The following is a 12,448-nucleotide window of genomic DNA, read 5'->3' as shown; positions in this document are numbered from 1 at the left end:
ATCCAATTTCTAACCATCAAATGGATTATCAAATCCTCCTGATGCCAAGAACTCTGTTTATGCCATTCTATGCGCAAATGACCCTTAAGGTCACCTTATGCCCTATGTAATTTTTCTAATCCCCTTCAGCCCAGCTGTCGGTTCCTTTTAAGGCCCGATAGGCCTCAGCAAAATGAATCCCGGCCTGACGGATGTTTCCTGCTCCCATGGTAATAATTAAATCCCCCGGTTTTCCCTCCCGGCACAAAAACTCCACAATCTCATCCTCTGTTGCACAGAAAACTACTTCCAGGTCAGGATTTGAATTTTTTATGGCCCGCACAATCAGCTGAGCGGAAACACCAGGCATAGGTTTCTCCGAGGCCGAGTATATTTCGTTGATGATCACCAGGTCGGCACCGGAAAAAGATTCCCCGAATTCGAATTGCAATAATTTCGTTCTGCTGTAACGATGGGGTTGAAAAATGGCAATAGTCCTTTGAAAACCGGCGGCTTTGGCAGCACTTAAGGTTGCCTTTAATTCTGTGGGGTGGTGGGCATAATCATCATAAACCGTAATCCCTGCCACCTCATCAATAAAATCAAAACGCCGCTTGGCCCCGGTGAATTCTTTTAATCCGGCCGCCGCCTGTTCAAAGGTAAGTCCTAACTTTAGACCTAGGGCAATGGCACCCAAAGCATTTAATACATTATGTCTCCCCGGCACCCGGAGCTCCATGGAACCTAATTTTTCGCCCCGATAAAAAATATCACTTCTGGAATGGGTACCGCTGAACTCCATGTTTTCCGCCCGGTAATCCGCATCCGGATGTTCAATCCCATATGTAATATAGTTTGCCGGAACCTTAGCCATGATTTCCCTTAAGGGTTCGTTATCAAGGCAAATCACGGCAAAACCGTCTTGGGGAAGCTGCTCGACAAATTGAACAAAAGCGGTGACGATATTCTGCACGGAGCGGTAGTAATCAAGATGGTCATTCTCGATATTGGTAATCACCGCCATTTTGGGAAAGAGCTTGAGAAAGGAACCGTCACTTTCATCTGCTTCCGCCACCAGATATTTGCCCAGTCCTAATTTTGCATTGCTGCCAATCTGTTTTAAGACGCCGCCAATAATGATGGTAGGGTCCAAACCATTGATTTCCAACATCAGGGAAATCATTGCAGTGGTCGTGGTTTTCCCATGGGCACCGGCTACGGCAATACTTTCCTGTCGGGCCATCAACTGAGCCAGCATTTCTGCTCGGGGCAAAATCTGCAGACCACGGCGTTTTGCTTCCGTCATTTCCGGATTATCTCCTGTAATCGCGGACGAAAAAACAACGGTTTCCACATCCTGGCCGATACGGGCTGCATCATGACCGATAAAAATCTCCCCGCCCATATCCCGTAACTGCCTGGTCGTTTCGGATTCCTTCATATCAGTTCCGGAAACCTTCCCGCCTAATTGCAGTATGATCCTTGCAATGCCGCTCATGCCGATGCCCCCAATACCGATGAAATGAATGGGGCTTTTAGTTAAATTCATATTGCCTTCTCCTCTCAGAGACGCAGGAATCTGAAAAATTTCGTAGCATACAAATATCATATGCCGCGAAGATCAGAGTGTGACCCCGGTCTATTTATGTTCTGTTTTACTGATTTCTGCAATCGTTTTGATGATATCATTCAGGGCGTTTATTCTGCCCATTTGCTGCGCTGCTTTACCCATTTCAACCCGCCGGAAATCCTGATTAAGAATTGTTTCCAAGGTGGGCAGCAATTTCCCTGCGCCCAAATCCTGATCCAGGATTACAGTGGCCGCGCCCCGTTTTTCCATGGCCCGGGCATTATATTCCTGATGATTGGCTGCCGCATAAGGGTATGGAACCAGAATAGAAGGAATCCCCCGCACCATGATTTCGGAAAGAAAGGAGGCTCCGGCTCGTCCGATAATGAGATCAGCCGCGGCCATTGCATCTTCCATTTGATAGAGATAGGGCACAATCTTAAAGCGTTCCTTTTGCGATAAGTTAATCTGATGTTTTTCATAATAAGCCAGGCTTTCTTCAAATCCTGCCTGCCCGGTAATGTGATAGAACTGGATCTTGTTCTCCTTTTCAAACCTTTGGTAGATCGGTGCCATGGCATAATTTAAACTGCGGGCACCCAGACTGCCTCCTGTTACCACCACTGTGACCTTCCCTTTGGACAAGCCTAAGTTTTTCAGGCCATCATCCTTTTTTCTGGTGATGATTTCTTCACGCACAGGCAATCCGGTTAAGACAATGTTTTTTTTCCGAGGAAAATGTGGGATGGCATCTTCAAAGGTGACACATATTTTGCTGGCAAAACAAGATAAAATGCGATTGGTTAATCCCGGGAAAGCATTTTGTTCATGAATGACCGTGGGAATTCCCATGGTTGCTGCTGCCAACACCAAAGGGCCGCACACATAACCCCCTGTCCCCACCACCACATGAGGCTTAAAATGACGTACTATTTTTCTGCCCGCAAGGCTGCCCTGAACCGCTTTCCCTACACTTACCAAGGTACGGTAGGAAAATGGGCGGGATAAGCCTTCCACGGGAATCGTTTGAAAAGGAAGTCCGGCCTTGGGTACAATATCCGCCTCCAGACCCTTCTTGGTGCCCACATACAAAAGCTCCACTTCCGGTATTCTTTGCTGTAATCCCTTAGCAATGGCCAGGGCAGGATAAATATGGCCTCCCGTCCCGCCGCCTGTAATCATTATGCGCATCTTATTCACCGATCCGATCCTGCATATCTAGACACATTCAACAATAATCCTACCCCGGCCAATGAAAAGAGCAATGAGGACCCTCCGTAACTGATAAAAGGCAGGGTAATGCCGGTAACCGGCAAAGAACCTGTAACCACCCCTAAGTTAATAATCGCCTGAATTCCGACCATTGACGTCACCCCCACTGCCAACAGGCTGCCGAAAGATTCCGGAGAAGAAACAGCGACCTTTAAACCGCGCCAGACAAACAGCAAAAACAAGAGAATCACTGCTGTACCGCCAATAAAGCCCAATTCCTCTGCAATCACAGCAAAAATAAAGTCCGTATGCCGTTCCGGCAGATAGAACATTTTGGCTCTGCCATAGCCTAAGCCTACTCCGGCTAACCCCCCGGAACCGATGGCAAGCAGGGATTGCACTGTTTGAAAACCGGTGTCCTGGGGATCCTGCCAGGGATCTAAAAAGGCAAAGATCCGCGCCATCCGATAAGGCTCCAAAACGATGGCGGCCACAACTAAGACCAGTCCGGCTGCCACCAGCATCGCCAAATGGCTTTTACGGGCTCCTGCCGCCCACAGCATCACTATGGTCGTACCTGCTATCGTCATGGCTGTGCCCAAGTCAGGTTGCTTCATAATTAAAAGGCAGGCGCCTCCCATCAATGCCAGGGGAAGTAATAATCCCTCTTTAAAGGATTTCATGAGATGTTGTCTTTCACTTAAATATTTTGCCAGAAACAAAACCAGGGCGAGCTTAAAGATTTCTGAGGGCTGAATCTGAAAGGGGCCCACCCCCAGCCAACGGGTCGCACCATTTATTTCAATGCCAACCCCCTTAATCAGTATAACAGCAAGTAAAATAAAGGATATGATGATCCCAGGTTTGGCGAATATCTTCAGCTTCTGATAATTAATTTTCATGACAAAAACCATGGCAATGATGCCTAATAAAGCATTAAAAAGCTGTCGGCGTAAAAAAACAAAGGCATCCCCTGTTTTTAATCCCGGGTCATAGGTCTGATAATAGGCCACATACTGACTGGAGCTAAAAACCATAATAATGCCAATGCCCAACAAGAGCAGCACCGAGAGAAATATCAAAAAATCAGGAGATTTTTTCTTTAATGCCATCTTCCTACCTCCTAAGGCAATTCGTGAACCAATTTTTTAAAAAGATCGCCCCGCTCTTCAAAATTCTTAAACATATCCCAACTGGCACAGGCGGGAGACAACAAAACAATGTCCCCGGGCTGAGCCATTTTTTGAGCCAGGGAAACAGTCTCGAAAAAATTGTTTACCGGGTAGATGTTATGAAATCCTTCCGCCCGTACCGCCTGCTCCATGTCCGGGGCGGCTTCCCCCACCAGGATTAAGGCCCGGGCTTTTTCCCTGATCAAGGCTGCTAATTTGGTAAAATCGCTGCCTTTGTTTTTCCCCCCGGCAATGAGAATAATTGGCTGATCAAAGGCTTCCAAGGCTTTAATGGTGGAGTCCGGATTGGTACCCTTGGAATCATTTATATAGGTAACACCGGCTGATTCTTTGACAAACTCCAGCCGATGGGCAACCCCAGGGAAATTTTTAAGGGTATGGGCAATACTCTCCGGTGAAACACCCAGACAAAAAGCTGCCCCTGCAGCCGCCAAGGCGTTCTCCAAATTATGCTTGCCCTTTATATATATGTGATCAATATCGATGACATGCATCGTATCTGCCCCGGTTTTAATGGTCATGATACCATTTTTGACAAAAATCCCCTGAGCTAATTCCGTCTCCTGACTGAAAAACAACACTTGCCCCGGCGTGCTTTGCCCCAGTTCCCGTACCCTGAGATCATCATAATTTAACACTGTGCAGTCATTGGCCTCTTGATTTTCAAAAATCCGGCTCTTGGCTTTGGTGTATTCTTCCATCGTCTTATGGCGGTCCAGATGATCCGGGGTGATATTTAAGATCACGGCTACCTTGGGACGAAAGGATTCAATGGTTTCAAGCTGAAAGCTGGAAACTTCCGCAACCAGAATCGTTTCCGCCGATAAGCTTTCTACCTTGGTAACCATGGGGATACCGATATTCCCCCCCACAAAGACAGGCCTCCCCGCATCGGCAAAAATTTGTCCCAAAAGGGAGGTGGTGGTGGTTTTACCGTTGGTTCCGGTGATGGCAACAAAAGGGGATTTACTGTACTGATAAGCCAGTTCCATTTCCCCGGTTACCGGGATCCCGGCCTGATTAAGTTTCTTGACCAAAGGTGTATCCAGGGGAATGCCCGGACTGATCACGGAATAATCAAAACTCCCCGGTTTAATCTCCGGTTCAGCTCCCAGGATGTATTCCATCGGCTTATTTAAGAGTTGGGTCAAAGCATTCTCCAAATCATCCCGGGATTTGCTGTCTGTCAGCGTCACCCGGGCACCCTTGTCACTTAAAAAGCCGGCTACAGCACAACCGCTGATCCCTCCGCCCAGCACCAGAATTTTTTTATTGTTTACGTTTTTCTCCCACATCACGAAAACCTCCACTGATTTTACCTTACACCGTTACCAAAAAAAGACCTAACAGCACAAATAAAATTGTAAACATCCAAAAAACACGAACCACCTTCGTTTCCCGCCAGCCGACCAATTCAAAATGATGGTGCAAAGGACTCATGCGGAAAATCCGCTTCCCTGTCAGGCGGAAACTGATGACCTGAAGGATCACCGATAAGGCTTCAATGACAAAGATCCCGCCTAAAACCGGCAGCACCAATTCTGTCTTGGTAAGAATCGCCAAAGCGGCAATCCCCCCTCCCAAGGCCAGAGACCCGGTATCTCCCATAAAGACCTTGGCCGGATAACGATTAAAAATAAGAAAAGCGAGACAGCCGCCGCACATGGCCGCGGCAAACAGGGATAACTCCAGGTAATTGATGCCTAAAACAGGCGATCTGCTTACCGCCAGAAGACAGATGATCAAATAACCTAAATAAACGAAAAAGCTGCATCCTGCGGCCAAACCATCCAATCCGTCGGTAAGATTGACCGCATTGGTCGTGCCCACCACCAAAATGGCGCCAATCACATAATACCAAAACCCCAGTTCCCACTTTGTTCCGGTCAAGGGCACCACCAAATCCGTCCCCCTGCCAAAAAACTCTACCCCGGTGTAAAGGAGAAGAGCGGACAACAAAAGCTGCCCCAGAATCTTTTCCCGGGCGCGCAGTCCCAAAGGTCTTTTTAACGCCACCTTGATAAAATCGTCTAACAAGCCGATCAGGCCAAAACCCAGAACCATACCCCCGCAAAGAAGCACCTCAGGACTCAAATCGCTCCAGATGAGCAGGGTGCCAACCATGGCCAGGATAAAGATGATACCGCCCATGGTAGGAGTGCCCACCTTTTTAAAATGTCTTTTGGGCCCGTCATTACGGACCAATTGTCCAAACTTCAGCGTCCTGAGCAGGGGAATAAGGATGGGGCCGATCACCGCCCCAATGATAAAAGAAGTCAAAATACAGATTAATGCTATCTTCATTACAGAAACCGCCTTGCTATCGTTTTAGTCGCAGTACCTCTCGGGCCACTTCCCGGTCGTCAAAATGAAGGGTTTTTCCTTGTACTAATTGGTAATCTTCATGTCCCTTTCCGGCAATGATTACCAAATCACCTGCTTCTGCCATTTGAATCGCTTCTTTAATGGCTGTCCCCCGATCCTCAATCATTTTATACCGGGAGGTCACGGCAGAAATCCCGGTTTCAATCTCCTTCATAATAGCCATGGGATCTTCGGTGCGGGGATTATCAGAGGTGACAAAGGAAAAGTCGCTATATTTCCCGGAGATTTCCCCCATGATCGGTCTTTTCCCCCGATCCCGATCACCGCCGCAGCCAAAAACGGTAATCAGTCTGCCCTGGGTGATTTCCTTTGCTGTAGACAGAATATTCTCCAGACCATCCGGGGTGTGAGCGTAATCCACAATCACAGGGAATTGCTGTCCCTCATCCACCAGTTCAAAGCGTCCGGCCACCTGTGGTGCATCTTCCAGATATGCTGTAATATGGCCGAGAGAAACTCCTTCTAACAGGGCAACAGTAATGGCGGCCAGAACATTATAGACATTGAAGGTGCCCACCAGGGAAATTTTGATGGGAAAAGCACCTTGCCGGACTTTCAAATTGAAAGTACTGCCCCGGGGGGAAATCTTAATATCTTCTGCCTGTACGTCCGCCTGCTCCCGAATCCCGTAAGTCCATACCGGAACCTGGGCGGCGCGTTTAAAATCCTCAGCCTTGGGATCATCTCCATTAATCACGGCGTATTTGGCGGTACCTTTTTTCCCTTGATGCAAATTTTGAAAGAGCATCAGTTTACTCGCTAAATAATCATCAAAGCTGGGATGGTAATCCAAATGATCCTGGGTGAGATTGGTAAACACCCCTACATCAAATTCACAGCCTGCCACCCGGTGTTGTTTTAAGGCATGGGAGGAAACCTCCATCACCACTACTTCCGTTTCTTGAGCAGCCATTTGATCCAGAAGTCCCGTCAATTCCCATGATTCAGGCGTGGTGTGGGTGGAGGGAAGCATTTCCTTGCCAATCATATTATGGATCGTTCCGACCAGACCGACCTTTTTTCCTTCCTGCTCCAGAATGCCTTTAAGCAGGTGGGTGGTGGTGGTTTTGCCATTGGTACCGGTAATCCCAATCACCTGAAGCTTTTGGTCGGGGAAGCCGTACCACAATGATGAAACCTTGGCTAAGGCTACCCTGGTATCGGGCACCCTGATTTGGATCATATCTTCAGATAAAGCATCCAGGAAACGCATCACCAAAAAAGCTGCGGCCCCTTGCTCCTGAGCCTTAGCCGCAAAGTCATGGCCATCACTTTTTACTCCGGCGAGACAAACAAATAAATTGCCCGGTTGGACCTTACGAGAGTCGTAGCAAATACCGGTTATTTCCGGATTGCCCTTCCCCTTTAATTCTCCATTCAGATGCTCTGCGATTGCCGAAAGCAACATATCTCTCACCTCTATCCATATCTTTCCCTCATTCCTGCCCGTTAATCAAATCCGTTTAAAGAAAACTATACTTACTGAAGTATAAAGAGTCGGGTAAATTCAAAATAGGAGTTGTTTAGAAGGCAACTCCTATTCGATCCATCACGGCCCCAGAGTTTCCTGGGTTTCTTCTTCCGCAAAAAACACCTTTACCTCTTGACCCGTCTGAATTTTTGTTCCCGGGACGGGCTCTTGCCGCACCACTTGCCCATGGCCGTCCGGATTCAGTTTCAGCCCCATGGCACCTAATAATTCTGCTACCTCCCGGACCCGTTTCCCCGTCAAATCCGGTACGGTAACCGCGCCCGGAACGAGAGAGGAGTCCCCTTCACCTAGATTTAAGATGACTTCACTCCCGGCCTTAACCTTGGCCATGCCGGCAGGTGTCTGGCTGGTGACAACTTTTCCCGAACCCTTGATCTTGGCCTTTAAGCCTTCGATTTTTAGAACCTTCTCGGCTTCTTCCGGTGTTAGGTTAATCACTTCCGGCACGGAAACCTGCTTTTCTTGCCCTGCTGCCTTATTGTTCTCCTCCTGCTCAACGGTATATTGGGAAACCACGCCCAAATATCTCAGGGTATCCTCCACAACCGCTTTGAATACAGGGGCTGCAATCTGACCCCCTTGATTGGGATATCCTTGAGGTTCATCCATAATGACCAGGCAGACAATTTCAGGATCATTGACCGGAGCCATGCCAATAAAGGAAGCGACGTATTTCCCGGCCAGATAACCGCCAGAACCTGCTTTTTGGGCCGTACCCGTTTTTCCACCCACCCGGTATCCGGGAATATAGGCGTTTCTTCCTGTTCCCTTAGAAACAACGCTCTCTAAGATTTCCCTTTCTGTTTCCGCCGTTTGCTCTGATATTACCCGGCGAATTTCTTTAGGTTGGAAATCCTGCAGGACATTGTTGTCTCCGTCCACCACCTGACGTACAATTTGCGGCTCCATAAGAACGCCGCCATTAGCCACCGCCGACACGGCGGTGATCAGCTGTATGGGTGTCACGGCAATCCCTTGACCAATAGAAATCGTTCCAATATTGATGGGCTTTAAGTTTTCTTCCTTAATCATAATCCCATTGGCCTCACCGGGCAGCTCAACCCCTGTTTTTCCACCAAAACCAAAGGCATTGATATATTTATAAAAAATGCCTTTTTCCTTATCTTCCATCTTTAAGCCCACTTCCACAAAGCCGGGGTTACAGGAATTCTCCATTACCTCTGTGAAGGACTGACTGCCGTGGGGATTATAGGATCGCCAACATTTGATGCGATGGCCTCCTACGGAATAATAACCGGGATCATAAAAACGATCCTCCGGTTTCACCACGCCTTCTTCCAAAGCTGCCGCAGCAGTAATGATTTTGAAGGTGGAGCCCGGTTCATAAGTGTTGGAAACAGCAGCATTACGCCAGTTTTCCGATGCAAACTCCCCATATTTGTTGGAATCATATCCAGGGCGATTGGCCAGAGCTAAGATTTCCCCAGTTTTTGGCTTCATCACAATGACCGTTGCTCTTTTCGGCATGGATGGTCCGGCCATGGCCTTATCCAATTCCCGTTCCGCAAAATATTGAATAGTTTCATCAATGGTCAGCACAAGACTTTTCCCATCCACGGGGGGTTATATTTATGTACCGCATGAGGCAGTTCCCTCCCCCGGGCGTCATACTCAACTAAGATATTGCCGGGCACACCTTTTAAATCCTGATCCCGGACAATTTCGATTCCTTCCAGGCCTTGATTATCGACACCGGAAAAGCCCAAGACATGAGCGGCCAGGTTATCCTTGGGATAAAATCTTTGTGATTCTTCCACAATCTTAATGCCCGGTAAATCTAATTCCCGGATTTTTTGCGCCTTTTCAAAATCTATTTTTCTTTTCAGCCATTCAAATGAACGGGCAGCCGTAATTTTTTCCAGAAGCTTTGCTTCTTCCATTTCCAAGATCGGCGCCAGTTGTTTGGCAGTTGCTTCAGCCTTGCCCGAAGCTTTAACCTCCGGCGGAAGAGCATAAATCGAATCTGCGCTAACACTGATGGCTAGTTTATTCATATTGCGATCAAAAATGGTCCCACGCTTCGCCGCGATGGGAACTTCTCTCATGCGCAATTGTTCTGCTTTTAATTGCAGCTCATCTCCTGTCACAAATTGCAGGTAAGCTAAACGGACTGACAAAAGAAAGAAGGCAGCGATTACTCCAAAAAAGAGATATGCTATCCTTCGTCTCATTAATATAGTAGTAGTTTGCACAGTGCCCCTCACTCCTCAGGGGTAAATTTTTTATAAATCATAGGCATACTGATTAATCATTTTGTTTATAGTTAAGACAATGGGATGTACTTTCGCATTTGAAGCGGATTCCACAACCGACCTGCTCTCCTTTTTTGGCGCGGCAGCATCTTTCGTACCCTCTGCAGCCTTGTCAAAGGCAACATACTTGATGTCATTAATGCCCGGCTGAATCATACCCAACTCCTTGGTTGCGATACTCTCAATGCGATCCAGAGATTTCTTGCGCGCTATTTCTAATTTTAACCTTTCGTTGGCATTTTGCAAGTCGGAAATTTCATTTTTTATCTGGATAATGTTACTATTCCGATAAGTGATTTGAGCATGGGTCGCAGTAAGCATTAAACCGGTCACCACAGCCAGAAGTACACTTCCTACAACGATTATTTTTGCGAGCATGACGCCGGCTTTCCGGGATTTGGCCTTGCGTCTGATCACCTTACGGGTGATTACCGGCTCCTGCTCATAAATATAATCCTCGGAAATTTGCCTTGCCTCTAACAAAACTTATTCCTCCTTACGATCATTTAGAACCCTTTCTGCGATCCTTAATTTTGCACTTCTGGCTCTGGGATTTTCATTAATTTCTTTTTCAGATGGTAAGATCGGCTTTCTGGTGATGATTTTCAGCAGCCTTTCGTGACCACAAACACACATAGGCATACCGGGGGGACAGGTACACGCCCCGGTAAGCTTTTGAAACTCTTTCTTGATGATCCTATCTTCCAGGGAATGGAATGTGATGACACAGATCCTTCCCCCAGGTCTCAAAAAAATGGTAGCATCTGCTACTACCGATTCTAAGATTTCCAATTCGTTATTTATGGCAATCCGCAGTGCCTGAAAGGTCCTTTTGGCGGGGTGGGGACCTTCTTTTCGGGCACCTGCCGGAATCGCTTTCTTAATGATGGCGACCAATTCACCGGTCGAGGTTATTCTATTGGTCTGCCGAAATTCCCCGATAAATTGAGCGATTCTTTTCGCCCATCTTTCTTCTCCATAGGTAAAAATAATGCGGGAGAGCTCCTCCACACTGGCGGAATTAACGAGCTCCTCTGCGGTTAATCTTTGATGCTCCTTGTCCATTCTCATGTCCAAAGGTGCATCCTCCATATAGGAAAAACCCCGTTCCGGGTTGTCCAACTGATAAGAGGATACCCCCACATCAAAGAGAAATCCATCCACAGCGTCAATCTGCAATTTTCTCAAAATGTTTTTAATATTGCCAAAGTTATCATGAACAACAGTAACCCGATCTCCGTATTCCTTCAAACGCTCCCGGCCGGCCAGTACTGCTGTTTCATCCTGATCAACAGCTATTAACCTGCCTTCCGGGGAGGTACGTTTCAAAATCTCCCGGGAATGGCCTGCTCCTCCCATGGTGCAATCAACATAGATGCCGGAACTCGTAAGCTTGAGTCCTTCCATACACTCTTCCAATAAAACGGGGATATGATAAAATTCCACGACCAAACCACCTGTCATAATATTTCCCGCTATAGATCCAAATCAAAATCTACTAACTTTTCAGCCAGGTTTTCATATTCCGCACCCACCTGTTCGTTGTACTGATCCCAACGTTCTTTGCTCCAGATTTCAACCCGGGCGGAAACACCGATGATGACTGCATCCTTATCCAACTTGGCATATTCTCGTAAATTAGCGGGGAGTAATATTCTTCCCTGTTTATCCAGTCCACATTCCATGGCGCCGGAAAAGAAAAGCCTGGTGAATGCTCTGGCATCCGCTTTGGTAAAGGGCAAGGCCTTTAATTTTGCTTCCAGACGCTGCCATTCATTATGGGAATAGACAAAAAGACAGTTATCCAGTCCTTTGGTAACCACGAAGGTTTCACCCAAGTCTTCACGAAACTTGACTGGAATAAATAACCGTCCTTTAGGATCAATCGTATGTTGGAATTCTCCCATGAACATGTTCCCGGCCTCGTTTCGATTAACTCTTCACCACAATTACCCACTTCACTCCACCTTATTCTCTATCCACCCCACATTTCCCTTCTTTTAAAGCAAAAAAAATATTGTTTTTTTGCATTTAGCTAATAGTTTTTTAAACTCCAGGAAAAATAAGTGCAACGAACCAAAAAGAGGTGAAATTTTTGGAAATCAGTTATACCACCATCCTGTTGTTCGCCCTCGCCGGGATCATCGTTTTTAGTCTGATGATCGGTTGGCGTAAAAAACCATCTTTAAAGCCTAATCTGGCTCAAAGGAGACATGAGACGGAAGCGGAGATCTTAGAGGATCAGGACATGACCCCAGAAAAAGAAGAGAAATAATAAAAAAGACCGGCCATTTTCAAGCGTTGTTGCTTGGTATGGCCGGTCTTTTACTTATTATCATAAAAT

Annotated in this window: 12 protein-coding genes; 1 reads left to right on the top strand and 11 read right to left on the bottom strand. The window is 47.0% G+C overall.

Annotated features, from left to right (window positions below; genetic code table 11):
- Positions 1–115 precede the first annotated feature (115 nt).
- The 11 genes from murC to mraZ form a co-directional block, all read right to left on the bottom strand.
- On the bottom strand, positions 116–1,528 hold the full coding sequence (gene murC, locus CEQ75_RS08495) for a UDP-N-acetylmuramate--L-alanine ligase (RefSeq protein ID WP_089609949.1): 1,413 nt from the start codon (positions 1,526–1,528) through the stop codon (positions 116–118).
- A gap of 90 nt (positions 1,529–1,618) precedes the next feature.
- A complete protein-coding gene (gene murG, locus CEQ75_RS08490; protein ID WP_089612561.1) occupies positions 1,619–2,740 on the bottom strand; it encodes an undecaprenyldiphospho-muramoylpentapeptide beta-N-acetylglucosaminyltransferase in 1,122 nt (373 codons plus the stop codon).
- Between the two features lie 5 nt (positions 2,741–2,745).
- Positions 2,746–3,873, bottom strand: coding sequence for a stage V sporulation protein E (spoVE, locus tag CEQ75_RS08485; protein WP_089609948.1), 1,128 nt, complete (start codon positions 3,871–3,873; stop codon positions 2,746–2,748).
- A gap of 11 nt (positions 3,874–3,884) precedes the next feature.
- On the bottom strand, positions 3,885–5,249 hold the full coding sequence (gene murD, locus CEQ75_RS08480; RefSeq protein WP_089609947.1) for a UDP-N-acetylmuramoyl-L-alanine--D-glutamate ligase: 1,365 nt from the start codon (positions 5,247–5,249) through the stop codon (positions 3,885–3,887).
- A 25-nt stretch (positions 5,250–5,274) separates the two neighbouring features.
- Positions 5,275–6,258: a phospho-N-acetylmuramoyl-pentapeptide-transferase gene (mraY, locus tag CEQ75_RS08475; RefSeq protein WP_089609946.1), complete on the bottom strand. Its 984-nt coding sequence runs from the start codon at positions 6,256–6,258 to the stop codon at positions 5,275–5,277.
- Positions 6,259–6,274: 16 nt separating this feature from the next.
- Entirely contained in the window at positions 6,275–7,747 is a 1,473-nt protein-coding gene (locus tag CEQ75_RS08470) for a UDP-N-acetylmuramoyl-L-alanyl-D-glutamate--2,6-diaminopimelate ligase (RefSeq protein WP_089609945.1), read from the bottom strand.
- Positions 7,748–7,888: 141 nt separating this feature from the next.
- Positions 7,889–9,391 carry a penicillin-binding transpeptidase domain-containing protein gene (locus CEQ75_RS08465; protein WP_242965419.1) on the bottom strand — a complete coding sequence of 501 codons (1,503 nt, stop codon included), beginning with the start codon at positions 9,389–9,391 and terminating at the stop codon, positions 7,889–7,891.
- Positions 9,385–10,044 (bottom strand): penicillin-binding protein 2, encoded by a 660-nt coding sequence (locus CEQ75_RS18925; protein ID WP_242965418.1) that lies wholly within the window; start codon positions 10,042–10,044, stop codon positions 9,385–9,387. The genes CEQ75_RS08465 and CEQ75_RS18925 overlap by 7 nt, the downstream gene beginning before the upstream one ends.
- 30 nt (positions 10,045–10,074) lie before the next feature.
- Positions 10,075–10,587 carry a cell division protein FtsL gene (gene ftsL, locus CEQ75_RS08460; RefSeq protein WP_089609944.1) on the bottom strand — a complete coding sequence of 171 codons (513 nt, stop codon included), beginning with the start codon at positions 10,585–10,587 and terminating at the stop codon, positions 10,075–10,077.
- Positions 10,588–10,590: 3 nt separating this feature from the next.
- Entirely contained in the window at positions 10,591–11,550 is a 960-nt protein-coding gene (gene rsmH, locus CEQ75_RS08455; RefSeq protein ID WP_089612560.1) for a 16S rRNA (cytosine(1402)-N(4))-methyltransferase RsmH, read from the bottom strand.
- A 29-nt stretch (positions 11,551–11,579) separates the two neighbouring features.
- On the bottom strand, positions 11,580–12,017 hold the full coding sequence (gene mraZ, locus CEQ75_RS08450; RefSeq protein ID WP_089609943.1) for a division/cell wall cluster transcriptional repressor MraZ: 438 nt from the start codon (positions 12,015–12,017) through the stop codon (positions 11,580–11,582).
- A gap of 182 nt (positions 12,018–12,199) precedes the next feature.
- On the opposite strand from mraZ, the gene CEQ75_RS08445 reads away from it, so the two are divergent.
- Positions 12,200–12,379: a hypothetical protein gene (locus tag CEQ75_RS08445; RefSeq protein ID WP_089609942.1), complete on the top strand. Its 180-nt coding sequence runs from the start codon at positions 12,200–12,202 to the stop codon at positions 12,377–12,379.
- Positions 12,380–12,448: the final 69 nt, after the last annotated feature.

The organism is Dehalobacterium formicoaceticum, from assembly GCF_002224645.1.
Lineage (GTDB): Bacteria > Bacillota > Dehalobacteriia > Dehalobacteriales > Dehalobacteriaceae > Dehalobacterium > Dehalobacterium formicoaceticum.
This window is presented reverse-complemented; position numbering and strand designations above follow the sequence as displayed.

Coding starts and splice junctions, on each gene's coding strand:
- CEQ75_RS08470 (WP_089609945.1), bottom strand. CDS start 7,747: ATGTTGCTTTCGGCAATCGCAGAGCATCTGAATGGAGAATTAAAGGGG.
- mraZ (WP_089609943.1), bottom strand. CDS start 12,017: ATGTTCATGGGAGAATTCCAACATACGATTGATCCTAAAGGACGGTTA.
- mraY (WP_089609946.1), bottom strand. CDS start 6,258: ATGAAGATAGCATTAATCTGTATTTTGACTTCTTTTATCATTGGGGCG.
- murG (WP_089612561.1), bottom strand. CDS start 2,740: ATGCGCATAATGATTACAGGCGGCGGGACGGGAGGCCATATTTATCCT.
- murC (WP_089609949.1), bottom strand. CDS start 1,528: ATGAATTTAACTAAAAGCCCCATTCATTTCATCGGTATTGGGGGCATC.
- spoVE (WP_089609948.1), bottom strand. CDS start 3,873: ATGGCATTAAAGAAAAAATCTCCTGATTTTTTGATATTTCTCTCGGTG.
- murD (WP_089609947.1), bottom strand. CDS start 5,249: ATGTGGGAGAAAAACGTAAACAATAAAAAAATTCTGGTGCTGGGCGGA.